Here is a 24,789-nt window from a genome sequence, read left to right as displayed (position 1 = left end):
GGTCGGCCAGCACGTCGTCGGCCGAGGGCAGCGTCGGCCCGTTGGCGCCTTCCAGCACCAGCTTCGCCTTCAGGCGCTGGGCGCGTGCTGGGGTGATCTGGCCCTCCAGCGCGGCGGGGACGAGGATCTCGCAGTCCACGTCCCAGAAGTCCTCGTCGGCCATCGCCTCCGCGCCGGTGAAGCCGGCGATGGAGCCCTGGCGCTGCACCAGCGGCATGAGATCGGCGAACTCGATGCCGCCGCCGTTGTAGAGGGTGCCCGTGTGGTCCTGGATGGCGACGACCTTGGCGCCGGCCTGGACGAACAGCTCCGCCGCCGACGAGCCCACGTTGCCGAAGCCCTGCACGGCCACGCGCGCGCCGTCCAGCGGCAGGTTGATGCGCCGTGCCGCCTCGCGCCCGGTGACGAACACGCCTCGGCCGGTGGCTTTCACCCGGCCCAGCGAGCCGCCCAAGTGGATGGGCTTGCCCGTGACCACGCCGGTGGCGGTGGCGCCGGTGTTCATGGAGTAGGTGTCCATCATCCAGGCCATGACTTGGGCGTTGGTGTTGACGTCCGGGGCCGGGATGTCCTGCTGCGGGCCGATGATCAGGCCGATCTCGCTGGTGTAGCGGCGCGTGAGGCGCTCCAGCTCCTTGCGCGAGAGCTGCTTGGGCTCCACGCGAATGCCGCCCTTGGCGCCGCCGTAGGGCAGGTTGACGGCGGCGTTCTTGATGGACATCCATGCCGCCAGCGCCATGACTTCCTCCAGCGTGACGCTGGGGTGGTAGCGCACGCCGCCCTTGCCGGGGCCGCGGCTCAGGTTGTGCTGCACGCGGTAGCCCTCGTAGTGCGCGACGGTGCCGTCGTCCAGCTCTATGGGCACGTCCACGATGAGGGCGCGCTTGGGCCGCTTGAGCGTCTCCACCCAGCGTGCCAGGTGCCCCAGGTAGGGCGTGACGCGCTCGACCTGCGACAGGTAGGTGCCCCAGGGGCTGTCGGCCGTGGGATTCACGTAGGACAGGTTCATGGACATGGCGAGTGCTCTCCTCTCATGTTGGACGTTGTGCCCGGCGGCGCTTTCTCTTGGGCCGTCAAGGGCACTGTAGGCCTCCCAGGAGCGAAAAGCTTGGCAAGACGTGCCAGGCTCGCGCGCCCCGCGGGCAGCCGCCGTGCCCGGGCCGGCGGGCTGCGCGGCCCGCCTACACTTTCCGGATGAGCACAGTTGCATTCATCGGCGGCGGCAACATGGCCGGCGCCCTCATCGGCGGGCTGCTGCAGTCCGGCCGTCCGGCCTCGTCCATCCTGGTCGTGGAGCCCTTCGAGGCGCAGCGCGTGAAGCTGCTGCAGACCTTCGGCGTGGTGGCGCTGCCCGCGGCGGCGCCGGCGCTGTCGCAGGCGCAAATCGTGGTGTGGGCGGTGAAACCCCAGCTGTTCAAGGAAGCCGCCGCGCCCTGCGCCGGGCGCATCAACGGCGCGCTGCAGCTCAGCGTGATGGCGGGCATACGCAGCGACGCCATCGTCCAGGCCACGGGCAGCCAGGCCGTGGTGCGCGCCATGCCCAACACGCCGGCGCTGATCGGCCAGGGCATCGCCGGCCTCTACGCCCGTCCCGGCGTGAGCGATGCGCAAAAGGCGGAAGTTGACGCGCTGCTGGCGCCCACGGGCCGCACGGTGTGGGTGGACCAGGAATCCGACCTGGACGCCGTGACGGCGCTCTCCGGCTCCGGCCCCGCCTACGTCTTCTACGTGGTGGAGGCCATGATGGCCGCGGCCGAGCAGATGGGCCTCACCGCCGCGCAGGGCCGCGAGCTGGCGCTGGCCACCGTGGCCGGCGCGGCGGCGCTGGCGCAGCAGTCCGACGAGAGCCCCGCGGTGCTGCGCGAGCGCGTCACGTCCAAGGGCGGCACCACCTACGCGGCGCTGACCTCGCTGGAAAAGGACGGCGTTCGCGACGCCTTCGTCCGCGCGCTGCAGGCCGCACAGACCCGCGCCCGCGAGCTGGGCGACGAGTTCGGCCGGGCGTGAGCCTGGCGCTTGGGCGCTGGCAGCGCGCGCCGGGCTCGCTGACGGCCCGGCTCAAGCAACTGGGTAAGCACTTCGAGGTGCAGACGCTGCGCCAGCGCGTGGCGCCGCTGCTGCGCGAAGAGCGGCGCGAGCTGGGCGTTGGGCGCTTCCTGGTGCGTGAAGTCATCCTGCTCGTGGATGGGCAGCCGCTGGTGTGGGCGCGCAGCGTGGCGCCGGCACGCTCTCTTGCGGGCCCCTGGCGGGCGCTGGGCGGCTTGGGCACGCGGCCGCTCGGTCAGTTGCTGTTCGATGACCCGCGCGTGGCGCGCTCGCCCTTGAAACCGCACCGCTGGTGCCGCGGCGGCGAAGGGCACGGGCGGGTCCGGCGCGATTGGCAGGCCTTCACCGGCGGTCACTGGGGCGGCGCGGTAGTGGCCGGGCGCAGCTCGGTGTTCGTCCGGCACGGGGTGAAATTGCGGGTCTACGAGGCGTTTGCGCCGTCGCTGCCGGCCTGCCGTCGCGGCCGGTAACGCCCCTCACGCCTCGCTCCAACCGGGACGCGTGGGCGCGGCTTTTCAGCGCAGCGCCAAATCCACCACCGTCCCGGCAAACACTGCGAACCCCAGCCAGTGGTTGAGCCGGAAGGCTTTGAAGCAGCCTTCACGCGTGCGGTGGCGGATCAGGCCCCAGTGCCAGGCCACCTGCGCCAGCGCGGCGGCGATACCGGCCAGGAACCAGGCCCCCAGGCCGAGGTAAAGGCCGATGGCGGCCCAGCTCGCCAGGTGCAGCAGGTAAAAGGCCGTCACGCCGATCACGTCGAAACGGCCCAGCGTCAGCGCCGAGGTCTTGATGCCGATGCGGATGTCGTCGTCGCGGTCCACCATGGCGTACTCGGTGTCGTAGGCCAGCACCCAGAACAGGTTCGAGATCAGCAGCGCCCAAGCGTGCCAGGGCACGGCGTCGGCGATGGCGGCCAAGTGCCAGTCGCTGCCGCCCAGTACCGCCGAGAAGGCCATGGGAATGCCGAAGCTGAATGCCACGCCCAGCACCGCCTGCGGCATGGACACCAGCCGCTTGGCCCATGGGTAGGCAATGGCGATGGCCAGGGCCGGGAAGGACAGCGCGATGGTGGGCGCGTTGGTGGTGAGCACCAGGAAGAACGCCAGCAGCGCCAGCGCCGCGCCCACCAGCAGCGCCTCGCGCGTGCCCATGGCGCCGCGGGTGATGGGTCGCTGCGCCGTGCGTTTCACATGGCGGTCGAATTCCTGGTCGGCCACGTCGTTGACGCAGCAGCCGGCGCTGCGCATGAGGATGGTGCCCAGGACGAACACCGCCAGCAGGTGCCAGCCGGGAAAGCCGTCGGCCGCCATCCACAGCGCCGAGAGCGTGGGCCACAGCAGCAGCAGCCAGCCGGCGGGGCGGTTCCAGCGAATCAGGTCCAGGTACAGCGTGAGGCGGGAAGGGGTGGGAACGGCATGCGTGCTCATGGCGGCGGATTTTCGCGCGGCCGCCGCAGGGAACTCCGGCGCACGGGGCTTGCTCCACGGCGGGTGTGCCCCGGTGAGCCCAGGCCGCGCACGGGGGCCTTTTATCCCTCACACCTCAAGGAGAGCCGCCATGTCCCTCAATGACCGCGACATCGACAGCCCCCAGGCCATGGCCCGGCTGATCGCCCTGCTGATCGTGGCCGACACCAAGCTGGACCCGCGCGAGCTGGCCATGCTGGATGAGCTGGACGCCTTTGGCCGGCTGGGCCTGGAGCGCGCCGAGTTCATGCGCGTGGCCAGCGACTTGTGCGAAGAGTTGGGCGAGCGGCTGCAGGCGCGGCCGTGGCTGTCGCTGTCGGAGCAGGCGCTCATAGAAGCCGAGCTGCAGGCCGTGCGCGACCCGGCCAAGCGGCTGCTGGTGGCGCGGCTCGGGGCGGCTGCCATCACCGCCGACGGCCGCGTGCAGGAGAGCGAGCGCGTGCTGTTCGACTACCTGCTGCTGCGCTGGGGCCTCACGCGCGCGGACGTGAGCCAGGCGATCCGGGAGGACAGGCCCCAGGCGGAGCGCTGAGTCCGCCCAAGCGCCTCACGCATCCAGCCGCTGCTGGAACATCAGGCCCGCGTGCTCGCGCAGCGCGTGGAACCTGATCTTGGGCCAGTTGTCCTGCATGGCGCGCAGCTCACCGGCGTATTCCAGCAGCACGCAGGGCGCGTCCACGGCATCGAACGCCACGCGGTGGGCGTTGTGGTCTATGAAGCGCTGCAGTTCCTTGGCGCCGCCGTTCTCATCCGGGCAGGTCACCCAGCGCGCCACGTTGTAGCGCACGGGCTGTATGCGGGCGCGCACGCCGTATTCATGCTCCAGGCGGTGCGCCACCACTTCAAACTGAAGCTGGCCCACGGCGCCCAGCAGCAGCACGGAGCCGGCCGCGGGGCGGAACACCTGGATCGCGCCTTCCTCGCCCAGCTGCGTCAGGCCCGCGCGCAACTGCTTGGTCTTGAGCGGGTCGGCCACTTCCACCGCGCGGAACATTTCCGGCGCGAAGAAGGGCAGGCCCGTGTACTGCAGCGCCTCGCCCTCGGTGATGGTGTCGCCCAACTGCAGCACGCCGTGGTTGGGGATGCCGATGATGTCGCCGGCGAAGGCCTCGTCCAGCAGCTCGCGGCGCTGCGAAAGAAAACTCACCACCGAGTTGGGCCGCAGCTCCTTGCCGGAGCGCACGACTTTCAAACGCATGCCGCGCTCGAAGTGGCCGCTGGCCACGCGCAGGAAGGCGATGCGGTCGCGGTGCGCCGGGTCCATGTTGGCCTGGATCTTGAACACCACGCCCGTGAACTTGGGCTCCTCGGGCTGCACCTCGCGCTGTATGGCCATGCGCGAGCCCGGCGCGGGGGCCAGCTCCACCAGGGCGTCCAGCACTTCCTTGACGCCGAAGTTGTTGATGGCCGAGCCGAAGAACATGGGCGTCTGGCGGCCGGCGAGGAATTCGGTCTCGTCGAAGGACGGCGCGGCCTCCTGGACCAGCTCGATCTCGCCCTCGGCCTGCTCGTAGGACATGCCGAAGCGCTGCGCCAGCGCCGGGTTGTGCACGCCGTCGATGATCTCGTCGTCGTCGTGGTGGCGGTCCTCGCCGGGGGAGAACACGCGCATCTGGTCGCGGCGCAGGTCCAGCACGCCGCCGAAATGCTTGGCCATGCCCACGGGCCACGTGAAGGGCACCACCGACATGCCCAGCTCGCGCTCGATCTCGTCCAGCAGCGCCAGCGGCTCCTGCACCTCGCGGTCCATCTTGTTGACGAAGGTGAGGATGGGCGTGTTGCGCGCGCGGCAGACCTGCAGCAGGCGCCGGGTCTGCGGTTCCACGCCGTTGGCGGCGTCGATGACCATCAGCGCCGCATCCACGGCGGTCAGCACCCGGTAGGTGTCTTCCGAGAAGTCCTGGTGGCCCGGGGTGTCGAGCAGGTTGATCACGCAGTCGCGGTACTCCATCTGCATGACCGAGGAGGCCACCGAGATGCCGCGCTGCTTTTCGATCTCCATCCAGTCCGAGGTGGCGTGGCGGCTGGCCTTGCGCGCCTTGACCGAGCCGGCGATCTGGATGGCGCCCGAGAACAGCAGCAGCTTCTCGGTGAGCGTGGTCTTGCCCGCGTCGGGGTGGGAAATGATGGCGAAGGTGCGGCGGCGGCGCACCTGGGAAAGCAGATCGGCGGACATGCGGCTTGCGGCCGCAAACCCGACCGCCCGTGTGAAGGAAAACCCTCAATTATCGGTGCTGGCGCCGGGTCTTGGCCGCAAGCGGTCATTGCCGGCGCCGCCGCGCCGTGCAGGGCTGCCGCCCCGGGCGGGGCCGCCCAGGGCCGTTCAGCCCGGAATCACTCTTCCAGCAGCGAGCGCAGCATCCAGGCGGTCTGCTCGTGGATGGTCAGGCGCTGGGTGAGCAGGTCGGCCGTGGGCTCATCGCCGGCCTCGTCGGCGATGGGGAAGAGCTCGCGCGCGGTGCGGGCCACGGTCTCGTGGCCTTCCACCAGTTGCCGCACCATCTCCAGCGCCTTGGGCGGCTGCGCCGGGGCGTCGGCCACCGTGGCGGCTTGGCCGAACTGCGCGTAGGAGCCCTGCGCGGTGTGGCCCAGGGCGCGGATGCGTTCGGCAATCGGGTCCACCGCGTTCCACAGCTCCGTGTACTGCGTCATGAACATGGTGTGCAGCGTGTTGAACATCGGCCCCGTGACGTTCCAGTGGAAGTTGTGCGTCTTCAGGTAGAGCGTGAAGGTGTCGGCCAGCAGCTTGTTCAAGCCGCCGGCGATGGCGGCGCGGTGCTCTTCACTGATGCCGATGTTGATGGGCGAGGGCATGTGCTTCTCCTGGTGGCGTTGTGCGAGACGGCGAGGGATGCCGCAGCAGCCAGACCTTGTGGCAGACCCGCGGCGGAAAAATTCAGAAGCCGCGCGTGAGCAAAGGCAGTGCCTGCGACAAGCCGTGCAGCGCGCCGGCCACGAAGACCGTCCAGCCGACGGCGCGGCGCAGGCGCTGTGCATCTTGGGCTTGCAGGGCGGTGGCGGCTCGTTGCATGGCGGTTCTCCTCGTTGGGCCTGGGTGTCGCGCCAGACTTTCAAGCGCGATGGCATGGGAAGAATGATAGTGTCTGGCTATCATGAATGCCATTTAAATAGCCTAAAGCGGCGATAGTCCTGCCATCGCCGGCCTGCCGCCGGCTCAGGCACTCAGCCGCGTGACGCCGTCCAGCTCGCAGGCATAGACCGCGTTGCGCAGCGCGGCGATGGCTTCGTAGCGCGTGAACGTGCGGCGCCAGGCCAGGACCACGCGGCGCGAGGGCACCGGCGCCTGGAAGGGGACGTACTTCACCAGGTTGTTGGGCTCGCGCGGCACCGAGAGCGACGGCACCACGGTGATGCCCATGCCCGAGGCCACCATGTGCTTGATGGTCTCCAGCGAGCTGCCCTCGAAGCTCTTGCGGATGCCCTCGGTGTTGCTGGAGAAGCGGGCGAACTCGGGGCAGACCTCCAGCACGTGGTCGCGGAAGCAGTGGCCCGTGCCCAGCAGCAGCATGGTTTCCTGCTTGAGCTCCTCGGCGCTGATGGCCCGGCGCTCGGCCAGCGGGTGGCTTTTCGGGACGGCCACGACGAAGGGCTCGTCGTACAGCGGCGCCAGGGCCAGGCCCGTGTCGGGGAAGGGCTCGGCCATGATGGCGCAGTCCAGCTCGCCGGTGCGCAGCATCTCCAGCAGCTTGGCCGTGAAGTTCTCCTGCAGGATCAGCGGCATCTGGGGCGTTTGCGCGATGGCGTTGCGCACCAGCTCCGGCAGCAGGTAGGGGCCTATGGTGTAGATGATGCCCAGGCGCAGCGGGCCGCTGAGCGGGTCCTTGCCGCGGCGGGCGATTTCCTTGATGGCGGCGGCTTGTTCGATCACGGATTGGGCCTGGCGGACGATGTCCTCGCCCAACGGGGTGACGCTCACTTCGTTGCTGCCGCGCTCGAAGAGCTTCACGTCGAGCTCTTCCTCCAGCTTCTTGATGGCCACCGACAGCGTCGGCTGTGACACGAAGCAGGCCTCGGCGGCGCGGCCGAAATGTTTCTCCCGGGCCACGGCCACGATGTAACGCAGTTCGGTCAGGGTCATCCCGGGATTGTGCTCAAATCCCGGCCCGCCCGCGCGAGCCATGCGCCGGCATGGAGTGGAAACATCATGGACCGCAAGCCCCTGACCCTGCACCGTTTGCGCGAGCTGCACGCCGCCGGCGAGAAGCTCACGATGCTCACCTGCTACGACGCCGCCTTTGCCCAGGTGCTGGATGCCGCGGGCGTGGAGATGCTACTGATCGGGGATTCGCTGGGCATGGTGCTGCAGGGCCAGCCCAGCACGCTGCCGGCGACGCTGGAGGAGATGGCCTACCACACGCGCTGCGTGGCGCGCGGCAACCGCACGGCGTGGGTCATCGCGGACCTGCCCTTTGGCAGCTACCACGAGGGCGAGGCGCAGGCCGTGCGCAGCGCCGTGGCGCTGATGCAGGCGGGCGCCCACATGGTCAAGCTCGAAGGCGGCGGCTGGACGGCGCCGCTGGTGCGCGCGCTGGTGGATCGCGGCATTCCGGTGTGCGCCCACCTGGGCCTGACGCCGCAGGCGGTGCACGCCCTGGGCGGCTGGCGCGTGCAGGGCCGCAGCGGCGAGGCGGCTGCCACGCTCAAGCGCCACGCGCGTGAGCTGGCCGAGGCGGGTGCGGCCATGGTGGTGCTGGAGCTCATGCCTTCCGAGCTGGCGCGCGAGATCACGCAGGCGCTGCCCATCCCGACGATAGGCATTGGCGCGGGCCCGGGCTGCAGCGGCCAGGTGCTGGTGCTTCACGACATGCTGGACATCACGCGCGGCAAGAAGCCGCGCTTCGTCCGCAATTTCATGGAAGGCGCGCCCAGCGTCGAGGCTGCCGTGCGCGACTACGTGCGCGAGGTGAAGGCGGGCCGTTTCCCCGACGACGCCCTGCACGGCTATTGACCAAAACAACGAGGAGAGGCTGAGAACATGCAAGTGCTGCACGGCATTGCCGAACTGCGCGCCGCGCTGGCCCAGGGGCCGCGCCCGGCGTTCGTCCCGACCATGGGCAACCTGCACGAGGGCCACCTGGCGCTGGTGCGGCAGGCCAAGGCCTCGGGGCGCCCGGTGGTGGCCAGCATCTTCGTCAACCGGCTGCAGTTCGGCCCCCACGAGGATTTCGACCGCTACCCCCGCACCCTGCAGGCCGACTGCGCGATGCTGGAGGCCGCGGGCTGCGACGTCGTGTTCGCGCCGGACGAGGCCGAGCTGTATCCCGAGCCGCAGGCCTTCAAGGTGCAGCCGCCGTCCGAGCTGGCCGACATCCTGGAAGGGCACTTCCGCCCCGGCTTCTTCACCGGCGTGTGCACGGTGGTGTTGAAGCTGTTCAACATCGTCCAGCCCGCGGCGGCCTACTTCGGCAAGAAGGACTACCAGCAGCAGCTCGTGATCAAGGCCCTGGTGCGGCAGATGGCGCTGCCGGTGGAGATCGTCGCCGGCGAGACCTGCCGCGCCGCCGACGGCCTGGCGCTGTCCTCGCGCAACGGCTACCTGAGCCCGGCCGAGCGCGCCGAGGCGGTGGAGCTGCACCGGCTGCTGGACTCCATGGCGCGCGCCGTGCGCGACAGCGGCAGCGACGCCCACACCCTGGAGCGCGAGGCCATGGCCGCGCTGCAGCGCCGCGGCTGGCAGCCCGACTACGTGGTCGTGCGCCGCCAGGCCGACCTGCTGGAGCCGCAAAGCCTGCAGGAGCCCATGGTGGTGCTGGCCGCGGCCAAGCTGGGCAAGACGCGGCTGATCGACAACGTGGAGATCTGACGCCATGGCGCCCGGCTCGCCCGGGGCCGCTGCGGCCCTCTACACCTCGACGTTCACCTTCGCCAAGGGCGAGTACGACGAGGAATTCCACCGCCTGGACGCGGCCATCGCGCAGGCCGCGAAGTCCATTCCCGGCTACTTGGGCGAGGAGTCCTGGGAGAACGCGGCCACGGGGCAGCTTTGCAACGTGTACTACTGGAGCTCCCTGGAGGCGCTGCGCGCGCTGATGGAGCATCCCCGCCACCTGGAGGCCAAGGCCCGGCAGGGCCGCTGGCTGGCGGGCTACCAGGTGGTGGTGGCGCAGGTGCTGCACGCCTATGGCGACGGCAAGCTGGCGCACGCCATCGCGGGCGGTCCCGGCTGTCCGGGGCGGCCAGGGGCCTGAACGACGGCGCCGGCCCGGCGGGGCCGGGGGCTCACGCCTTCAGGAACTCCGCCTTGCTGCCCAGCCAGCGCGCCACGTGGGCCTGGGCCGCGTCGGGGAACTGGTCGAGCAGCTTGGGCGCCACGCGCCGCGCCCGCTCCAGCAGCGCCGCGTCCTGCACCAGATCGGCGAAGCGCAACAAGGCGTCGCCGCTCTGACGCGCGCCCATGAATTCACCGGGGCCGCGGATTTCCAGGTCGCGCCGGGCAATCTCGAACCCGTCCGTCGTTTCCGCCATGGCGCGCAGGCGCGACTTGCCCGTCTGCGACAGCGGGCCCGTGTAGACCAGCACGCAGACGCTGGCCACCGCGCCGCGGCCCACGCGGCCGCGCAACTGGTGCAGTTGCGACAGGCCAAAACGCTCGGCGTGCTCGATCACCATCAGGCTGGCGTTGGGCACGTCCACGCCCACTTCGATCACCGTGGTGGCCACCAGCAACCCCATGGCGCCCGCCGAGAACGCCGCCATCACGGCCGCCTTGTCCGCCGCGGGCATGCGCCCGTGCAGCAGGCCCACCTTCACGCCGGGCAGGGCGTCCTGCAGCTCGGCATGGGTTTCGGTGGCGTTGCGCAGGTCCAGCGTCTCGCTTTCCTCGATGAGCGGCAGCACCCAGTAGGCCTGGCGGCCGTTGGCCACCTCGTCGGCGATGCGGGCGATCACCTCCTCGCGCCGCGTGTCGGCAAAGACCTTGGTGACGATGGGCGAGCGGCCCGGCGGCAGCTCGTCGATGGTGCTGACGTCCAGGTCGGCGTAGTAGGTCATCGCGAGGGTTCGCGGGATGGGCGTGGCGCTCATCATCAGCAGGTGCGGCTCCAGCGCCTCCAGCGCGAGCTTCTTGCGCAGCTCCAGCCGCTGCGCCACGCCGAAGCGGTGCTGCTCGTCCACGATGGCCAGGCCCAGCCGGGCGAAATGCACGTCCTGCTGGATGACGGCGTGCGTGCCCACCACCAATTTCGCCTCGCCGCTGGCCACGCGCTCCAGCATCTGCTGGCGCTGTTTGCCCTTGCGGCTGCCGGTGAGCCAGGCGATGCCCACGCCCAAGGGCTCCAGCCACTGGATGAGCTTGCGGAAATGCTGCTCGGCCAGGATTTCGGTGGGCGCCATCAGCGCACATTGCCAGCCGGCGTCCATGGCCACCGCCGCGGCCAGGGCCGCCACCACGGTCTTGCCGGAGCCCACGTCGCCCTGCAGCAGGCGGTGCATGGGCTGGCCCAGCGCCAAGTCGGCGGCGATCTCGTCGACCACGCGCTGCTGCGCGCCGGTCAGGCCGAAGGGCAGTTGCCCCAGCAGTTGCTGGCGTAAACCGTCCTCGCGCGCCACGAGGGAGGGCGCCTGCAGCTTGGCGCGCTCGCGCTGCGCCTGCAGTTGGCTGATCTGCTGTGCCAGCAGCTCCTCGAATTTCAGCCGCTGCCAGGCCGGGTGGCTGTGGTCCTCCAGCGTGGCCATGCTCACGTCCGGCGGCGGGTGGTGCAGGAAGTCCAGCGCCTGGCGCAGCGTGGGCAGGCCCGCGGGCAGCACCTGCGGCGGCAGGATCTCGTTGAGCGGCGCGCGCGCCAGCCCCGACACCACGGCCTTGCGCAAATACGCCTGCGGCAGTTGCGCGCTGGCCGGGTAGACGGGCGTGAGCGAGGTGGCCAGCGGCGTGTCGGCCTCCACGGCGCGAAACACCGGGTGCACCATTTCGCGGCCGAAGAAGCCGCCGCGCACCTCGCCGCGCACGCGCACGCGGGCGCCGGGCGCGAGCAGCTTCTGCTGCGTGGCGTAGAAGTGAATGAAGCGCAGCGTGAGCTCGCCGCTGGCGTCGGACATGCGCACCACCAGTTGGCGGCGCGGGTGCAGCTCCACTTGGGCGTGGCGGACGATGCCTTCGACCTGCACGTTGTCGCCCTCGCGGGCGCGGGCGATGGGGGTGATGCGGGTCTCGTCCTCGTAGCGCAGGGGCAGGTGCAGCGCCAGGTCGATGTCGCGCACCAGGCCCAGCTTGATCATGGCCTTGCCTGCCGGGCTGGCCGAACGCCCAGACGGCGCAGGGCGTTGCGGCAAAGGAACGGACTCGGCGGTGACTGGCATGGAACAATTCTGCCTTCTCCCATTCCATGCTCATTCCACGCCTCTCCCAGGCCGGTACAGCCTGTGCCATGACGACCTACACCCTCAGCGATTTCGATTTCTTCCTGCCCCCCGAGCTCATCGCCCAGCATCCGGCGGCCGAGCGCAGTGGTTCCCGGCTGCTCGACGGCCGCGGCCCGCTGCCGGTGGATCGCGGCTTTCGCGAGCTGCCCTCGCTGCTGATGCCCGGCGACCTGCTGGTGTTCAACGACACGCGCGTGATCAAGGCGCGGCTGTACGGCGAGAAGTCCACCGGCGGCGCGGTGGAGGCGCTCGTGGAGCGGCTGCTTCCCGACAACGAGGTGTTGGCCCACCTGCGCGCCAGCAAGTCGCCCAAGCCGGGCAGCGTGGTGCGCTTTGGCGACGACTTGGCCCAGGGCTTCGAGGCCCAGGTGCTGGGCCGCGGCGGGGTGGACGGATCGCTCTTTCACCTGCGCTTCCCCGGCGACCCGCTCACCCTGCTGGAGCGCCACGGCCACGTGCCGCTGCCGCCCTACATCACCGAGGCCGACGAGGCGCAGGCCACCCAGCGCTACCAGACCGTGTTCGCCGCGCGCCCGGGCGCCGTGGCCGCGCCCACGGCCTCGCTGCACTTCGACGAATCCGTGCTCGCCGCCTTGAAAGCCCGTGGCGTGCGCAGCGCCAGCGTCACGCTGCACGTGGGCGCGGGCACCTTCCAGCCCGTGCGCAGCGAGAACCTGGCCGAGCACCGCATGCACAGCGAGTGGTTCGAGGTCAGCGAGGCGACGGTGGCCGCCATTCGCGAAACGCGGGCCGCGGGCGGGCGCGTGATCTCGGCGGGCACCACCACGCTGCGCGCGCTGGAGTCCGCGGCCGTCGGCGGCCAGTTGCAGGCCGGCGCGCGCGAGACCGACATCTTCATCACCCCGGGTTTCGAGTTCCGCGTGGTGGACCTGCTGGTCACGAATTTCCATTTGCCCAAGAGCACGCTGCTCATGCTCATCAGCGCCTTCAGCGGCCATGAGCATGTGCGGGCGCTCTACCGCCACGCGGTGGAGGCGCGCTACCGCTTCTTCAGCTACGGCGACGCCATGGTGCTGCAGCGCCGGCGCTGAAAATACGGCACCGCGGCCGGCAAGCCGCCGGCCGGCGGCGCAGGGCGGGCCGCGGCTTGACGTCAAGGCCCCTTGCCCGGTTTTTGCATGCTGCTCCGGCCTGGAGCAGCCCTGTTGCAGGGGTCACGCTGCGGTTGCTCCAGCCTGGCAAAAGCGCCAGCGACATTGATGTCAGTCAAATTGCCACCTCTTGCGCCGCGTACCGTGTGGCCATTCAACACCGCAAGAGGGGTAAACCATGAACAAGCAAGCTTTGTGTCTGCTGGCCGGTCTGGCCGTGGCTTCGACCGCCGCCCTGGCCGCCGACAAGAAGGACGACGCCATGGTGGCGCTGGCCACCAAGAGCGGCTGCATGACCTGCCACCACATCGAGCCCGGTGCCAGCGGCCCGGACGGCATGGCCCCCATCGGCCCGGCCTGGAAGGACGTGTCGGCCAAGTACAAGGGCGTCAAGGGCGCCGAGGAGCAGCTGACCAAGACCGTGCTCAACGGCTCCAACCCCTACGAGAGCCACTGGAAGGGCAAGGTCTCCGGCCTGGCCATGCCGCCCAACCACGTCGCCATCAAGGAAGCCGACGCCAAGCAATTGGTGAAGTGGATCCTGGCCCTGGACACCGCCAAGAAGTAAGGCCGCGCCGGATGGCGCCCGGCCGCTGGTCGGCCTGAGCCGCGATCCGCCGCTTTCGCTTGAACCGCCGCCCCGCGCGTGCCCAAGTGCACGCCGGGGCGGCGGCGTTTGAGGCCCCAGACACCGGCCGGGTGGCGGGGGTTTGGGACAATTCCCGCATGTTGAAATTCGAACTGCTCAAGACCGACGGCCGCGCGCGCCGCGGCCGCCTCACGCTCAACCACGGCGTGGTGGAGACGCCCATCTTCATGCCCGTGGGCACCTACGGCACCGTCAAGGGCGTGCTGCCGGCCTCGCTGGAGGAAATGGGCGCCCAAATCATCCTGGGCAACACGTTTCACCTGTGGATGCGCCCGGGCCTGGACGTGGTCAAGCAGTTTGGCGGGCTGCACCGCTTCGAGGCCTGGAACAAGCCCATCCTGACCGACAGCGGCGGCTTCCAGGTGTGGAGCTTGGGCGAGATGCGCAAGATCAGCGAGGAGGGCGTGAAGTTCGCCTCGCCGGTCAACGGCGACAAGCTGTTTCTGACGCCGGAAGTCAGCATGCAGATCCAGACGGTGCTGAATTCGGACATCGTCATGCAGTTCGACGAGTGCACGCCCTACGAGACCAAGGGCCACCTCACGACGGAGGCGGAGGCCAAGTCGTCCATGGAGCTGAGCCTGCGTTGGGCGCGGCGCTGCCTCACCGAATTCCAGCGGCTGGAGAATCCCAACGCGCTGTTCGGCATCGTGCAGGGCGGCATGTTCGAGCAGCTGCGCGAGGCGTCGCTGGCCTCGCTGCTGGAGCTGGACTTGCCCGGCTACGCCATCGGCGGCGTGAGCGTGGGCGAGCCCAAGGCGGAGATGCAGCGCATCGTGGCGCACACGCCGCACCGGCTGCCGCAGCACAAGCCGCGCTACCTGATGGGGGTGGGAACGCCCGAGGACCTGGTGGACGGCGTGCTCAACGGCGTGGACATGTTCGACTGCGTGATGCCCACCCGCAACGCGCGCAACGGCCATCTCTTCACGCGCTTCGGCGATTTGAAGATCCGCAACGCCCGCCACCGCAGCGACGAGCGCCCGCTGGACGAGACCTGTTCCTGCCACACCTGCCGCCACTTCAGCCGCGCCTACCTGCACCACCTGGACCGCTGCGGCGAGATGCTGGGCCCCATGCTCACCAGCATCCACAACCTGCACTACTACCTGAACCTGATGAGCGAAATCCGCGCCTCGCTGGACGCGGGCACGTTCGAGCAGTTCCGCGCGCAGTTCGCCGCGGATCGCGCGCGCGGGGTCTGACCCGGGCGGGCCGCCGCAGCGGCGGCCCGCTGAGGGGCGCTCACCAGAACTGCCAGTCCCCCGTCGCCACCACCCAGGCTCCCAGCGCGCCGTTGGTCACGGCATGGGCGATGACGGCGTTCCACAGCCGCCCGGTGCGCATGTACAGCAGCGCGTAGGCCAGGCCCGCGACGATGGCCGCCAGCCACAGCGTGTGGGCCAGCATGAAAAGGGCCGTGGAGATCGCCACCGCCCGCAGCGCCACGCGGCGCGGGTCCACGGTTTCAAAAGCCAGCTGCTCCAGCCAGCGCAGGAGGAAACCGCGCCAGAAAAGCTCCTCCATCACCGGCACCAGCAACGCCGCGCCGGTCCAACGCACGGCGATCAGCGGCCAGTCCGGCTGCCCGGTGGCATCCAGTGGGACGAAGGCGGCGGTGGGCTCGCCGATCTGCATCCACGGCGCGTCCAGGTGAATCCACAGCACCATCACCAGCAGGCCCACGGCCGCGGACAGCAGCGCCTCGCGCGCGGACGGACGCTCGCGCAGTTCCGCGTACTCGCGCCGCCAGGCCCACAGCAGGCCGCCCACCAGCACGAGGTTGAGCGCGTACAGCCAGGGCGCGTGCGGCCAGCCGTGGTCGGCCGCGGCGCCGCGCAGCGCCAGCAGCAGCATGAAGAGGGCGAAGGGCGCGCAGCGGACGAGCGCGGCGCGCCGGGGCATCCAGGCGACGGTATTCATAGGCGGCGCAGTATCGGTGCGCCGCGGCCAGGTCAGGCCGCCTGCTGCTCGATGCTGAAGCGCGCCCCGTCGTGCTGCCCCAGCTTGTTGACCAGCACGGGCAGGCTCTCGGCCAGGGCGTCGTGCAGCGTGAACGGCGGGTTGATGACGAACATGCCGCTGCCCGTCATGCCGAAGCCGTTCGGCCCGGCCTGGGCCACGCTCAAGCTGGCGTTGAGCCAGCCCTTGGGCGCGGCGGCCGCGGCGGCGGTGAGCCGCTTGGGCAACTGTGCCGCTTCCACCAGTTGCAGTTGCGGGTACCAGACCAGGATCACGCACTGCGCGAAGCGCTGCAGCGCGTCGCGCACCGCGTGCACCACCTGGGCGTAGTCGGTCTTGAGCTCGTAGGACGGGTCGATGAGCAGCACGCCGCGGCGCGACGGCGGGGGCAGCTCGCGGGCGATGGCGGCGAAGCCGTCGCTCATGGACACCTGCGTGTGCGCCCGTGTGCCCAGGAAGGACTCCAGGATGCGGCAGTCCGTGGGGTGCAGCTCATACAGCCGCAGCCGGTCCGTCTCGCGCAGGATGCGCTGCGCGATGCCCGGCGAGCCCGGGTACTGCGTCAACTTGCCGCCGTCGTTGAAGTCGCGCACCAGCTGCACGTAGTCGGCCAGCGGCGCGGGCAGGCCGGAGGCTTCGCTCCACAGCGGCTTGATGCCGGTTTCGAACTCGTCCTTCTTGTGTGCATAGCGGCCTTGCAGCGAGTAGCCGCCGGCGCCGGCATGGGTGTCTATGAGGGTGTAGGGCTTGTCCTTCTCGTTCATGTAGCGCAGCACCTGGGCCAGGACCAGGTGCTTGAGGACATCGGCGTGGTTGCCGGCATGAAAGGCGTGTCGATAGGCAAGCATGCGCGGCACTGTAGCCGTTGCACCCGCGGGCCTTACGCCGGCAGGGACTGCGGGTAAGTACTGAATCGCTTAGGCTGCGAACTTTCTCATTCCGTACACGCATCTTCAGCATGCCCAGCCTGTTCGACCCCCTACGCATTGGCGACATCGCCCTGGATACCCGCGTCGTGATGGCGCCGCTGACGCGCAACCGCGCCCCCGGCCACGTGCCCAACGCGCTGATGGTGGCGTACTACGCGCAGCGCGCCACGCCCGCCACCGGGGCCGGATTGATCATCACCGAGGCCAGTCCCATCAGCGATTTCGGCCACGGCTACCTGGACACGCCGGGCATCTACACGCCGGAGCAGGTCGCGGGCTGGAAGAAGGTCACCGACGCCGTGCACTCGCGCGGCGGGCGCATCGTGATCCAGCTCTGGCACGTGGGCCGCATCTCGCACGTCTCGCTGCTGCCGGGCGGCCAGCCGCCGGTGTCTTCCACCGCGCGCGCGGCCAACAGCAAGACCTACACCGCCAGGGGCTTCGAGCCGGTGAGCACGCCGCGCGCGCTGGCGACCTCGGAAATCCCCGGCATCGTGGCCGACTACCGCCATGCCGCGCGCTGCGCCATGGAGGCGGGTTTCGACGGCGTGGAAATTCACGCCGCCAACGGCTACCTGATCGAACAGTTCCTGCGCGACAGCTGCAACGACCGCACCGACGCCTACGGCGGCTCCATCGAGAACCGCACCCGGCTGCTGCGCGAGGTGGTGGAGGCCGTGACGGCCGAGATCGGCGGCAGCCGCACGGGGTTGCGCCTGAGCCCTGTGACGCCGGCCAACGACATCGGCCAGGACAGCAACCCGCAGGCGCTCTATGAAGCCGCGCTGGCGCAGTTGGCCCCGTACAAGCTGGCCTTCGTCCACGTAGTGGAAGGCGCCACCGGCGGCCCGCGCGACGTCGCTGCGTTCGACTACGCCGCGCTGCGCCGCCAGACGCAAGCCGCCTGGATGGTCAACAACGGCTACGACCGCCGCATGGCCATGGACGTCGTCGCCAGCGGCTCGGCCGACTTGGTGGCCTTCGGCAAGGCGTTCATCGCCAACCCCGACCTGGGCCTGCGCCTGCAGCGCGGCGCGCCGCTGAATCCGCTGGACGCCAACACGCTGTACGGCGGCGGCGCCAGCGGCTACATCGACTACCCGACGCTGGCCTGAAGGCCGCGCGGCCCATGGCCCTTGCCAGCCCCTTGCGCGCCGCCGCCCACACTTGGGCGCGCGGGCCGCTGACGCTGGCGCTGGCCGTCGCCGCCGCCCTGGTGTGCGAGCGGCTGCGCGTGCCGCTGGCCTGGACCCTTGGGCCGCTGCTGGCCACGGCGCTGGCCTGCTCGGCCGGCGCGCGGCTGGGCATTCCGCAGGTGATGCGCAACGGCGGCCAGTGGGTCATAGGCATGGCGCTTGGGCTGCACTTCACGCCGCTGGTGCTGCAGCAGTTGCTTGGGCTGGCACCGGCGCTGCTGGCCGGCGTGCTGTGGGCACTGCTGTTGGGCGGCCTGTTTTTCCGGCTGCTGCTCAGTCATGGCGGCGCGCCGGACCGTGCCACGGCGTTTTTTGCCGGCGCGATTGGCAGCGCCTCCGAAATGGCGGTGCTGGCCGAGCGCCATGGCGGGCAGGTGGACCGGGTGGCCGCTGCGCACTCGCTGCGCGTGCTGCTGGTGGTGCTGACGGTGCCGTGGGGGCTGCAGCTCGCGGGCTTTCATCCGTTGGAAGCGCGCGCCGGCATTCATGTGCTGGCGCCTGCGCAACTGGCGCTGCTGGGCGCGGCCACGCTGGGGGGCGCGCTGGTGCTGCGGCAGCTGGGTACGCCCAACCCGTGGGTGCTGGGGGCGCTGATCGTGAGCATGGCGCTGGCGGGCAGTGGCGTGCTGCCGGAGTCGGTGGTGCCGCAGCTCATGACCAGCGCGGCGCAGTTGCTCATTGGCGTGTCGCTGGGTACACGCTTCACGCCGGAATTCCTGCGCGCCGCGCCGCGCTGGATGGGCACGGTGGCCGCCGGCACGCTGGCGCTGCTGGCCGTCTCCGCCGGTTTTGCCTGGCTGCTGGCGCAGGTGACGGGGTTGGCGCCCGCGGCGGTGCTGCTGGGCAACTCGCCCGGCGGCATGGCGGAGATGTGCATCACGGCGCAGGTGCTGCAGTTGGGCGTGCCGCTGGTGACGGCCTTCCACGTCATGCGTTACCTGGCCGTGCTGGTGCTCATGGGGCCGCTGTTCACGCTGGTGGAGCGGCGCCGGCTGCGCCGCCAGGCGCTGCGCGCGGCGACCTGACAGCGGCCGGATTGGAACGGCCCGCCGGGGCCGCCCGCTTGAAGGCCCGTCAGGGCCCGCTCTCCCACTCAACCTTTTCGGGCGCGGAACAGCTCGGCGATGTTCACGTCGCGCGGCCCGGGCCGCAGCGTGAAACGGTCGCCGCTGCGGATCGTGCCGCCGACGCGCACGCCCAAGTGAAAGCCGGTGAAGCCGGACTGCAACATCATGCGCACCGCGTGTTTGAAACTCAGGGCCGCATCCAGCTCGGGGCCGGGCACGTGGGGCTCGCTCACGGCGAGCTCGCAGCCGCTGTCGAACACCAGCACGTCGCCCACGCAGGCCTGGGCTTCGGTGAGGCCTTGCAGCGTCAGCGCTTCGCCCAACGCACCGTAGGGGAGGACCTCGCCCCATTCACCCGCGCGGGCTTGGGCGCGCAGCGTTTGCCACAGCGGGTAGTGCTCGGCGGGATAGGCGAAGAGGGCCCGTGTCAGCGTGGGTGCGGGCGGTTCGCCGGCGAGGCCGAAGCGCTGCACGTCCATGGCTTCGGCCGCAGGCCGGCGGCGGGGCTCGGCGCTGCCGTCGGCGCGGAGGATCAGGGTGTTGAGGCTCAAGAGCTGCATCGTGAAAAAAGTCAGGTGCCGGTGTCGGAATTGCACCACGGCATGTCGCTTGCCGCCGGGCGCACTCCAGCGTGAAAGACCCCACGTCCCTCCAATTGCCATGCACCAAGCTTGCGCTATCCCAGGTCCGGGGCGGTTACCACGCCATTACACTGCCGCCACACTGCACGCCCGGCGGTTGGAATCGAAGGCCGTACCCGGGCGAAACCGCCCCTGCGATCCAGGGCGCGTCGCACAGCCTGACGGTATTCGGCCAACTTCGCGCGAGGGCGAGGTTGACCCAATGCCGCCTTGTTTTTTCCAGAGTCAGAGATCGGAGTTCTCATGAACCAACCCGCCATGGAAGGCTTGCGCTTGAACGTTCCCGCTTATGTTCGTCACAGCCGTTTGATCACCTGGGTCGCCGAAATCGCTGCGCTGACCGAAGCCCGCGACGTGTACTGGTGCGACGGTTCTCAAGAAGAGTACGACCGCCTTTGCCAGCAATTGGTGGACGGCGGCACCATGAAGCGGCTGAATCCGGCCAAGCGTGCCAACAGCTACCTGGCCTGCTCCGATCCCAGCGACGTGGCCCGCGTCGAGGATCGCACCTTCATCTGCTCCGAAACCGCCGAAGGCGCCGGCCCGACCAACAACTGGATGGCCCCGGCCGAGATGCGCGCGCTGCTGCAGACCGGCGAGAACGCGCTGTTCCGCGGCGCCATGCGCGGCCGCACGCTGTACGTCGTTCCGTTCTCCATGGGCCCGCTGGGCTCGCCCATCAGCCAGCTGGGCGTGGAGCTCTCCGACAGCCCCTACGTGGCTGTCAACATGCGCATCATGACCCGCATGGGCCGCCGCGTGCTGGAGCTGCTGGGCGAGGACGGCGAGTTCGTCCCCTGCGTGCACACCGTGGGCGCGCCGCTGGCCGAAGGCCAGAAGGACGTGGCCTGGCCCTGCAACAAGACCAAGTACATCGTCCACTACCCGGCCACGCGCGAGATCTGGTCCTACGGCTCCGGCTACGGCGGCAACGCGCTGCTGGGCAAGAAGTGCTTTGCATTGCGCATCGCTTCGAACATGGGCCGCGACGAGGGCTGGCTGGCCGAGCACATGCTGGTTCTCGGCGTGACCGACCCGGCCGGCAAGAAGCACCACGTCGCCGCCGCCTTCCCCAGCGCCTGCGGCAAGACCAACTTCGCCATGCTGGTGCCGCCGGCGGGCTTCGAGGGCTGGAAGGTCACCACCATCGGTGACGACATCGCCTGGATCAAGCCCACCGCCGACGGCAAGCTGCGCGCCATCAACCCCGAGGCCGGCTACTTCGGCGTGGCCCCGGGCACCAACAGCAAGACCAACCCCAACTGCATGGACTCGCTGCAGCGCGACGTGATCTTCACGAACGTGGCGCTCACCGACGACGGCGACGTGTGGTGGGAAGGCATGACCGACGAGGCCCCGGCCCACCTCATCGACTGGCAGGGCCAGGACTGGACGCCGCAGATCGCCAAGGAAACCGGCCGCAAGGCCGCGCACCCCAACGCGCGCTTCACGGTGGCCGCCACCAACAACCCGGTGCTGGACCCCGAGTGGGACAACCCCGAGGGCGTGGTGATCGACGCCTTCATCTTCGGCGGCCGCCGCTCCACCACGGTGCCGCTGGTGACCGAGGCCCGTGACTGGGTCGAGGGCGTCTACATGGCCGCCACCATGGGCAGCGAGACCACCGCCGCGGCCGCCGGCCAGCAAGGCGTGGTGCGCCGCGACCCGTTCGCCATGCTGCCCTTCGCCGGCTACCACATGGGCGCCTACTTCAAGCATTGGCTCAACTTGGGAGCCAAGCTGCAGGAGCAGGGCGCCACGCTGCCCGGCATCTTCTGCGTCAACTGGTTCCGCAAGGGCGCCGACGGCAAGTTCACCTGGCCGGGCTACGGCGAGAACATGCGCGTGCTGCAGTGGATCCTGGGCCGCGTGGACGGCACCGCCCCGGCCGGCGAGGAGCACCTCTTCGGCACCACGCCGCGCTACGAGGACCTGAACTGGACGGGCCTCGCCTTCTCGCGCGAGCAGTTCGACAGCGTCACCAGCATCGACCGCGAAGCCTGGCAGCACGAGATCAAGCTGCACGACGAGCTGTTCGAAATGCTCAAGAGTCACCTGCCCGCCGAGCTGGCCGCCGCCAAGGCCCGCCTGGAGCAGCACCTGGCCGCCTGAGCCCCCGGCGCGGCATTTGCCCCGCTCTGAAGGCCCGCCCCGCGCGGGCCTTTTTGCGTTTTTGACGGCGCCGCCGGCCCTTTGCCGGCCGTGGCGGCGCCATCGCCGACAATCCCAACCATGAAACAAGACCTGACCGACCAGGAGCTCGGCGAGCTCGACGAGCTCCTCGCAGCCGCCCCCGAAGACCTGCAGCCGCTGGACGTGGTGATGCTCGACGGCTACCTCTGCGGCGTGCTGGTGCAGCCGCAGCTGCTGGACGAGGCCGACTGGCTGCCGCCCATCTTCGACATCGAGCAGCAGCCGCTGCCCGCCGACGTGGACGGCGCCTGGCTGGAGCGCTGCACCACGCTCATCCGCCGCCGCTACGAGGCGCTCAACCGCGCCCTGGCCGAGGACGGCGGCTTCGATCCCATCATCCTCGACCCGGACGTGCCGGAAGAAGAGGGCGAGGCTGCCGAGCCGGACGTGCCGCTGAGCGAGTACGAGCAGCAGGCCGTGGACGACGCCAAGGCGCTGCAGGCGTCGCTGCCGGAAACCTCCCGCCCGCTCATGCCCTGGGTGGCCGGCTTCCAGCACGCCACGCTGTGCTTCCCGGCGCTCATGGAGTCCGACGACGACGCCGTGGACCTCACGCTGGCGCGCATCTTCCGGCACCTGCCCGCGCAGTCCGACGAGGAGCGCGAGGTGCTCTCCACCATGGACAAGGAACTGCCCCTGGCCAGCGTGGACGAGGCCATCGACGACCTCATCATGGCCGTGGCCGAGCTGTGGGACCTCACCCAGGACCAGCGCTACGCCGTGCAGCAGGTGCGCCGCGACGCGCCCAAGGTCGGCCGCAACGACCCCTGCCCCTGCGGCAGCGGCAAGAAGTTCAAGCAGTGCCACGGCAAGGCCTGAGCTGAGCAAGCGCATGCGGCTGCAGCTGCTCTCCGACCTGCATCTCGAAACCGAGTCGTTCACTCCGCAGCCCGCCCCGGGCGCGGAGCTGCTGGTGCTGGCCGGCGACCTGGACAGCCGCTGGAAGGGGCTGGAACTGTTCGCCCACTGGCCGGTGCCGGTGATCTTCGTGGCCGGCAACCACGAGTTCGACCGCCGCGACATGGACGAGGCCTGGACCGGCCTGCGCGCGCGCTGCGCCGAGCTGGGTTTCACGCTGCTGGAGCGCGAGCGCCTCGTCTGGACCGCCGCCGACGGGCGCCGCGTGCGCTTCGTGGGCACGGTGCGCTGGAGCGACTTCGAAGTCTTCGGCGCCTCGCAGCGCACCAAGGCGCAGCGCGCGGGCGGCTACTTCGCGCGGGTGCAGCAGTCCACGCGCGGCGGCGCGGTGTTCGACGCCGCCGCGGTGCGCGAGGAGGGCCTCCTGTGCCGCCAGTGGCTGGAGCAGGAGCTGGCCGAACCGGCCGAGGGGCGCTGGGACGCCACCGTGGTGGTGACGCACTTCGCCCCCAGCCTGCGCAGCGCCGACCCGCGCTACGGCCGCCAGGCCAGCACGGCGAGCTTCTGCAACGCCGACGACGACCTCTTCCCCGGCGTGGACCTGTGGCTGCACGGCCACGTGCACCTGCGCCACGACTACGTGGTGGAGCACCCCGACGGTCGGCACACCCGCGTGGTTAGCCAGGCCCGCGGCACGGCCAACAAGGGCGAGCCGGACGGTTTTGACCCGCTGCGCCTCATAGAGCTGTAGGCCCCGGCCGTGGGCGCACGCGCGGCGTGCGCCTTGACTTTGGACAAGGCGCCCCGAGGAGTGCGTGCGACACTGGCCTTTCCAATACCCCCTGGAAGGCAGCACATGAAGATCCTCGTTCCCGTCGACGGCAGCCCCTACACCAAGCACATGCTGGCCTACCTGGCGGAGCACGAGGAGTGGCTCTCCGGGTCGCACCAGTACACCTTGCTGCACGTGGTGCCCGCGGTGCCGCCGCGCGCCGCGGCCGCGCTGGACAAGGACGTGGTCAAGGCCTACTACGACAGCGAGGCCGACAAGGTGTTCAAGCCCATCCGCGCCTTCTTCAAGAAGAAGGACGTGGCCATCGAGTACGTCAGCAAGGTGGGCCATGCCGCCGACCACATCGCCGGCCTCGCCGACAAGGGCCAGTACGACCTGCTGATCATGGGCTCGCACGGCCACAGCGCCCTGGGCAACCTGGTGATGGGCTCCGTCGCCACCAAGGTCATGGCGCATTGCAAGACGCCCGTGCTGCTGGTGCGCTGAAAAGCGTTTAACGGCACCGTCCGGCGCCCGCTGCGGCGCCTCGCCAAAGCGCCCTCCGGGGCGCTTTTTCTATGCCGCAGGCGGGGGCTCCAGGTCGCACCGCGCCTGGGCCAGCAGCGCCTGGCCTATGCGGTCCAGCAGCGGCGGCGCGGCCGAGGGTGCCTTGAGCGTCCACTGGTGCCAGTACAGCGCCACAGGCACTTGTGCCTGCGGCCGCAGCGCGACCAACTCGCCGCGCTCCAGCGCCGCGCGCACCTGCAGCAGCGGCAGCACGCCGATGCCCCATCCCATGAGCGTGGCCTGCATGAAGGCCTCGCTGGAGGGGACGTGGCGCTCCAGCAGGCGCGGCGCGCGCAGGTCCATCGCCCGTTCCACCCAGCGCTGGTGCATGTCGTCCTTGCGGTTGAAGACGATGAAAGGCATGGCCGCCACGTTGCCCTCGTGCAGGCCCTGCGGCAGCCGCTGCGCCAGGAAGGCGGGGCTCACGAAGGCGCCATAGGGCATGACGCCCAGCGCCTGCGCGCTGCAGCCGCGCAGCGGCTCGCGGCCCGTGCTCACGCAGCCCAACACCGAGCCGTCGCGCAGCCACTCCTGCGTGAACGCCTGGTCGTCTACCAGCAGCTCCAGCGCCAGCATTTCCTCCTGCTGCACCAGCGCGTCCAGCGCCGGCAACACCCAGGTCGCCAGGCTGTCGGCGTTGACGGCAATGGGCATTTTCAAGCGCGGCAGCGGCAGGCCCAGCTCGGCCGCGGCATCCACCCGCAGCGCCTGCCACTGCCGGGCCAGCCGCAGCAGCACCTGGCCCGCGGGCGTGAGGCGCAGCGGGCGCGCGCGCACCACCAGCGGCCGGCCCAATTGGGATTCAAGCACGCGCAGCCGCTGCGACACGGCCGATTGCGTCACCGCCAGGCGCTGCGCGGCGCCTTCGAAACTGCCCTCGTCGGCCAGCGCGGCTAGGCAGTCCAGTGCGGCGGAGTCCAGGTTGTCCATAAGCTGTTCTGATGAAGGC

Annotated in this window: 26 protein-coding genes; 15 read left to right on the top strand and 11 right to left on the bottom strand. The window is 70.1% G+C overall.

Going from position 1 to position 24,789, the window contains the following annotated elements; all coding sequences use genetic code 11:
* A partial coding sequence (locus ALA01S_RS15585; protein ID WP_066337903.1) for a Glu/Leu/Phe/Val family dehydrogenase occupies positions 1–1,015 on the bottom strand: 1,015 nt, incomplete at its 3' end.
* Positions 1,016–1,194: 179 nt separating this feature from the next.
* Here ALA01S_RS15585 and proC point away from each other — a divergent pair.
* Both proC and ALA01S_RS15575 read left to right on the top strand, forming a co-directional pair.
* Positions 1,195–2,007 (top strand): pyrroline-5-carboxylate reductase, encoded by an 813-nt coding sequence (gene proC / locus ALA01S_RS15580; RefSeq protein WP_066337901.1) that lies wholly within the window; start codon positions 1,195–1,197, stop codon positions 2,005–2,007.
* Positions 2,004–2,516, top strand: a complete 513-nt coding sequence (locus ALA01S_RS15575; RefSeq protein ID WP_066337899.1) for a chorismate--pyruvate lyase family protein — start codon at positions 2,004–2,006, stop codon at positions 2,514–2,516. The genes proC and ALA01S_RS15575 overlap by 4 nt, the downstream gene beginning before the upstream one ends.
* A gap of 45 nt (positions 2,517–2,561) precedes the next feature.
* On the opposite strand, the gene ubiA is transcribed toward ALA01S_RS15575, so the two are convergent.
* Positions 2,562–3,473, bottom strand: coding sequence for a 4-hydroxybenzoate octaprenyltransferase (ubiA, locus tag ALA01S_RS15570; protein WP_066337898.1), 912 nt, complete (start codon positions 3,471–3,473; stop codon positions 2,562–2,564).
* Positions 3,474–3,603: 130 nt separating this feature from the next.
* Here ubiA and ALA01S_RS15565 point away from each other — a divergent pair, with 130 nt between their 5' ends.
* Positions 3,604–4,044 (top strand): hypothetical protein, encoded by a 441-nt coding sequence (locus tag ALA01S_RS15565; RefSeq protein WP_084267608.1) that lies wholly within the window; start codon positions 3,604–3,606, stop codon positions 4,042–4,044.
* Between the two features lie 15 nt (positions 4,045–4,059).
* On the opposite strand, the gene ALA01S_RS15560 is transcribed toward ALA01S_RS15565, so the two are convergent.
* From ALA01S_RS15560 to ALA01S_RS15550, 4 genes are all read right to left on the bottom strand, one after another.
* Entirely contained in the window at positions 4,060–5,688 is a 1,629-nt protein-coding gene (locus ALA01S_RS15560) for a peptide chain release factor 3 (RefSeq protein ID WP_066337897.1), read from the bottom strand.
* A gap of 158 nt (positions 5,689–5,846) precedes the next feature.
* Positions 5,847–6,326 (bottom strand): Dps family protein, encoded by a 480-nt coding sequence (locus ALA01S_RS15555; protein WP_066337895.1) that lies wholly within the window; start codon positions 6,324–6,326, stop codon positions 5,847–5,849.
* An 82-nt stretch (positions 6,327–6,408) separates the two neighbouring features.
* Positions 6,409–6,543, bottom strand: a complete 135-nt coding sequence (locus ALA01S_RS35215; RefSeq protein ID WP_259375523.1) for a hypothetical protein — start codon at positions 6,541–6,543, stop codon at positions 6,409–6,411.
* A 144-nt stretch (positions 6,544–6,687) separates the two neighbouring features.
* A complete protein-coding gene (locus ALA01S_RS15550; RefSeq protein WP_066337893.1) occupies positions 6,688–7,611 on the bottom strand; it encodes a LysR substrate-binding domain-containing protein in 924 nt (307 codons plus the stop codon).
* A gap of 66 nt (positions 7,612–7,677) precedes the next feature.
* Between ALA01S_RS15550 and panB the strand changes: the two genes are divergently transcribed.
* The 3 genes from panB to ALA01S_RS15535 are packed head-to-tail and all read left to right on the top strand — an operon-like array spanning position 7,678 to position 9,721.
* Positions 7,678–8,481 carry a 3-methyl-2-oxobutanoate hydroxymethyltransferase gene (panB, locus tag ALA01S_RS15545; RefSeq protein WP_066337892.1) on the top strand — a complete coding sequence of 268 codons (804 nt, stop codon included), beginning with the start codon at positions 7,678–7,680 and terminating at the stop codon, positions 8,479–8,481.
* Positions 8,482–8,508: 27 nt separating this feature from the next.
* Complete coding sequence (gene panC, locus ALA01S_RS15540) at positions 8,509–9,336, top strand: pantoate--beta-alanine ligase (protein ID WP_066337890.1); 828 nt, start codon at positions 8,509–8,511, stop codon at positions 9,334–9,336.
* A 4-nt stretch (positions 9,337–9,340) separates the two neighbouring features.
* A complete protein-coding gene (locus ALA01S_RS15535) occupies positions 9,341–9,721 on the top strand; it encodes an antibiotic biosynthesis monooxygenase family protein (RefSeq protein WP_066337889.1) in 381 nt (126 codons plus the stop codon).
* A 31-nt stretch (positions 9,722–9,752) separates the two neighbouring features.
* Here the strand turns inward: ALA01S_RS15535 and recG are convergent, their stop codons facing one another.
* Positions 9,753–11,831 carry an ATP-dependent DNA helicase RecG gene (recG, locus tag ALA01S_RS15530; RefSeq protein ID WP_066337887.1) on the bottom strand — a complete coding sequence of 693 codons (2,079 nt, stop codon included), beginning with the start codon at positions 11,829–11,831 and terminating at the stop codon, positions 9,753–9,755.
* 68 nt (positions 11,832–11,899) lie between these two features.
* On the opposite strand from recG, the gene queA reads away from it, so the two are divergent.
* From queA to tgt, 3 genes are all read left to right on the top strand, one after another.
* Positions 11,900–12,946 (top strand): tRNA preQ1(34) S-adenosylmethionine ribosyltransferase-isomerase QueA, encoded by a 1,047-nt coding sequence (gene queA / locus ALA01S_RS15525; protein WP_066337886.1) that lies wholly within the window; start codon positions 11,900–11,902, stop codon positions 12,944–12,946.
* Positions 12,947–13,184: 238 nt separating this feature from the next.
* On the top strand, positions 13,185–13,574 hold the full coding sequence (locus ALA01S_RS15520; protein ID WP_066337885.1) for a c-type cytochrome: 390 nt from the start codon (positions 13,185–13,187) through the stop codon (positions 13,572–13,574).
* A gap of 158 nt (positions 13,575–13,732) precedes the next feature.
* Positions 13,733–14,860: a tRNA guanosine(34) transglycosylase Tgt gene (tgt, locus tag ALA01S_RS15515; RefSeq protein ID WP_066337884.1), complete on the top strand. Its 1,128-nt coding sequence runs from the start codon at positions 13,733–13,735 to the stop codon at positions 14,858–14,860.
* A 40-nt stretch (positions 14,861–14,900) separates the two neighbouring features.
* Here tgt and ALA01S_RS15510 read toward each other — a convergent pair whose 3' ends face one another.
* Entirely contained in the window at positions 14,901–15,578 is a 678-nt protein-coding gene (locus tag ALA01S_RS15510) for a CAAX prenyl protease-related protein (protein ID WP_238455818.1), read from the bottom strand.
* A 32-nt stretch (positions 15,579–15,610) separates the two neighbouring features.
* Entirely contained in the window at positions 15,611–16,465 is an 855-nt protein-coding gene (locus tag ALA01S_RS15505; RefSeq protein ID WP_066337881.1) for a 23S rRNA (adenine(2030)-N(6))-methyltransferase RlmJ, read from the bottom strand.
* 110 nt (positions 16,466–16,575) lie between these two features.
* On the opposite strand from ALA01S_RS15505, the gene ALA01S_RS15500 reads away from it, so the two are divergent.
* Together ALA01S_RS15500 and ALA01S_RS15495 are read left to right on the top strand one after the other, a co-directional pair.
* Positions 16,576–17,661, top strand: coding sequence for an alkene reductase (locus ALA01S_RS15500; RefSeq protein WP_066337879.1), 1,086 nt, complete (start codon positions 16,576–16,578; stop codon positions 17,659–17,661).
* Positions 17,662–17,675: 14 nt separating this feature from the next.
* On the top strand, positions 17,676–18,767 hold the full coding sequence (locus ALA01S_RS15495) for an AbrB family transcriptional regulator (RefSeq protein WP_066337877.1): 1,092 nt from the start codon (positions 17,676–17,678) through the stop codon (positions 18,765–18,767).
* A 68-nt stretch (positions 18,768–18,835) separates the two neighbouring features.
* Here the strand turns inward: ALA01S_RS15495 and ALA01S_RS15490 are convergent, their stop codons facing one another.
* A complete protein-coding gene (locus ALA01S_RS15490) occupies positions 18,836–19,360 on the bottom strand; it encodes an MOSC domain-containing protein (RefSeq protein ID WP_169805935.1) in 525 nt (174 codons plus the stop codon).
* A 333-nt stretch (positions 19,361–19,693) separates the two neighbouring features.
* Here ALA01S_RS15490 and ALA01S_RS15485 point away from each other — a divergent pair, with 333 nt between their 5' ends.
* The 4 genes from ALA01S_RS15485 (at position 19,694) to ALA01S_RS15470 (ending at position 23,780) form a co-directional block, all read left to right on the top strand.
* Positions 19,694–21,562 (top strand): phosphoenolpyruvate carboxykinase (GTP), encoded by a 1,869-nt coding sequence (locus ALA01S_RS15485; protein ID WP_066337874.1) that lies wholly within the window; start codon positions 19,694–19,696, stop codon positions 21,560–21,562.
* Between the two features lie 120 nt (positions 21,563–21,682).
* On the top strand, positions 21,683–22,462 hold the full coding sequence (locus ALA01S_RS15480; protein ID WP_066337872.1) for a YecA/YgfB family protein: 780 nt from the start codon (positions 21,683–21,685) through the stop codon (positions 22,460–22,462).
* A 13-nt stretch (positions 22,463–22,475) separates the two neighbouring features.
* Positions 22,476–23,252: a metallophosphoesterase gene (locus ALA01S_RS15475; RefSeq protein WP_066337871.1), complete on the top strand. Its 777-nt coding sequence runs from the start codon at positions 22,476–22,478 to the stop codon at positions 23,250–23,252.
* Positions 23,253–23,357: 105 nt separating this feature from the next.
* Positions 23,358–23,780 (top strand): universal stress protein, encoded by a 423-nt coding sequence (locus tag ALA01S_RS15470; protein ID WP_066337869.1) that lies wholly within the window; start codon positions 23,358–23,360, stop codon positions 23,778–23,780.
* Positions 23,781–23,849: 69 nt separating this feature from the next.
* Here the strand turns inward: ALA01S_RS15470 and ALA01S_RS15465 are convergent, their stop codons facing one another.
* Positions 23,850–24,770, bottom strand: a complete 921-nt coding sequence (locus tag ALA01S_RS15465) for a LysR family transcriptional regulator ArgP (RefSeq protein WP_066337868.1) — start codon at positions 24,768–24,770, stop codon at positions 23,850–23,852.
* Positions 24,771–24,789 lie beyond the last annotated feature (19 nt).

It is taken from the genome of Azohydromonas lata NBRC 102462 (genome assembly GCF_001571085.1).
GTDB classification, from domain to species: domain Bacteria; phylum Pseudomonadota; class Gammaproteobacteria; order Burkholderiales; family Burkholderiaceae_C; genus Azohydromonas; species Azohydromonas lata.
The sequence above is the reverse complement of the archived record's forward strand: the minus strand, read 5'-3'. Positions and strand labels throughout refer to the sequence as shown.

Bases quoted from the DNA above. Each gene is read 5' to 3' on its own strand.
- proC (WP_066337901.1), top strand. From the start codon at position 1,195: ATGAGCACAGTTGCATTCATCGGCGGCGGCAACATGGCCGGCGCCCTC.
- ubiA (WP_066337898.1), bottom strand. From the start codon at position 3,473: ATGAGCACGCATGCCGTTCCCACCCCTTCCCGCCTCACGCTGTACCTG.
- ALA01S_RS15565 (WP_084267608.1), top strand. From the start codon at position 3,604: ATGTCCCTCAATGACCGCGACATCGACAGCCCCCAGGCCATGGCCCGG.
- ALA01S_RS15560 (WP_066337897.1), bottom strand. From the start codon at position 5,688: ATGTCCGCCGATCTGCTTTCCCAGGTGCGCCGCCGCCGCACCTTCGCC.
- ALA01S_RS15555 (WP_066337895.1), bottom strand. From the start codon at position 6,326: ATGCCCTCGCCCATCAACATCGGCATCAGTGAAGAGCACCGCGCCGCC.
- ALA01S_RS35215 (WP_259375523.1), bottom strand. From the start codon at position 6,543: ATGCAACGAGCCGCCACCGCCCTGCAAGCCCAAGATGCACAGCGCCTG.
- ALA01S_RS15550 (WP_066337893.1), bottom strand. From the start codon at position 7,611: ATGACCCTGACCGAACTGCGTTACATCGTGGCCGTGGCCCGGGAGAAA.
- panB (WP_066337892.1), top strand. From the start codon at position 7,678: ATGGACCGCAAGCCCCTGACCCTGCACCGTTTGCGCGAGCTGCACGCC.
- panC (WP_066337890.1), top strand. From the start codon at position 8,509: ATGCAAGTGCTGCACGGCATTGCCGAACTGCGCGCCGCGCTGGCCCAG.
- ALA01S_RS15535 (WP_066337889.1), top strand. From the start codon at position 9,341: ATGGCGCCCGGCTCGCCCGGGGCCGCTGCGGCCCTCTACACCTCGACG.
- recG (WP_066337887.1), bottom strand. From the start codon at position 11,831: ATGCCAGTCACCGCCGAGTCCGTTCCTTTGCCGCAACGCCCTGCGCCG.
- queA (WP_066337886.1), top strand. From the start codon at position 11,900: ATGACGACCTACACCCTCAGCGATTTCGATTTCTTCCTGCCCCCCGAG.
- ALA01S_RS15520 (WP_066337885.1), top strand. From the start codon at position 13,185: ATGAACAAGCAAGCTTTGTGTCTGCTGGCCGGTCTGGCCGTGGCTTCG.
- tgt (WP_066337884.1), top strand. From the start codon at position 13,733: ATGTTGAAATTCGAACTGCTCAAGACCGACGGCCGCGCGCGCCGCGGC.
- ALA01S_RS15510 (WP_238455818.1), bottom strand. From the start codon at position 15,578: ATGAATACCGTCGCCTGGATGCCCCGGCGCGCCGCGCTCGTCCGCTGC.
- ALA01S_RS15505 (WP_066337881.1), bottom strand. From the start codon at position 16,465: ATGCTTGCCTATCGACACGCCTTTCATGCCGGCAACCACGCCGATGTC.
- ALA01S_RS15500 (WP_066337879.1), top strand. From the start codon at position 16,576: ATGCCCAGCCTGTTCGACCCCCTACGCATTGGCGACATCGCCCTGGAT.
- ALA01S_RS15495 (WP_066337877.1), top strand. From the start codon at position 17,676: ATGGCCCTTGCCAGCCCCTTGCGCGCCGCCGCCCACACTTGGGCGCGC.
- ALA01S_RS15485 (WP_066337874.1), top strand. From the start codon at position 19,694: ATGAACCAACCCGCCATGGAAGGCTTGCGCTTGAACGTTCCCGCTTAT.
- ALA01S_RS15480 (WP_066337872.1), top strand. From the start codon at position 21,683: ATGAAACAAGACCTGACCGACCAGGAGCTCGGCGAGCTCGACGAGCTC.
- ALA01S_RS15475 (WP_066337871.1), top strand. From the start codon at position 22,476: ATGCGGCTGCAGCTGCTCTCCGACCTGCATCTCGAAACCGAGTCGTTC.
- ALA01S_RS15470 (WP_066337869.1), top strand. From the start codon at position 23,358: ATGAAGATCCTCGTTCCCGTCGACGGCAGCCCCTACACCAAGCACATG.
- ALA01S_RS15465 (WP_066337868.1), bottom strand. From the start codon at position 24,770: ATGGACAACCTGGACTCCGCCGCACTGGACTGCCTAGCCGCGCTGGCC.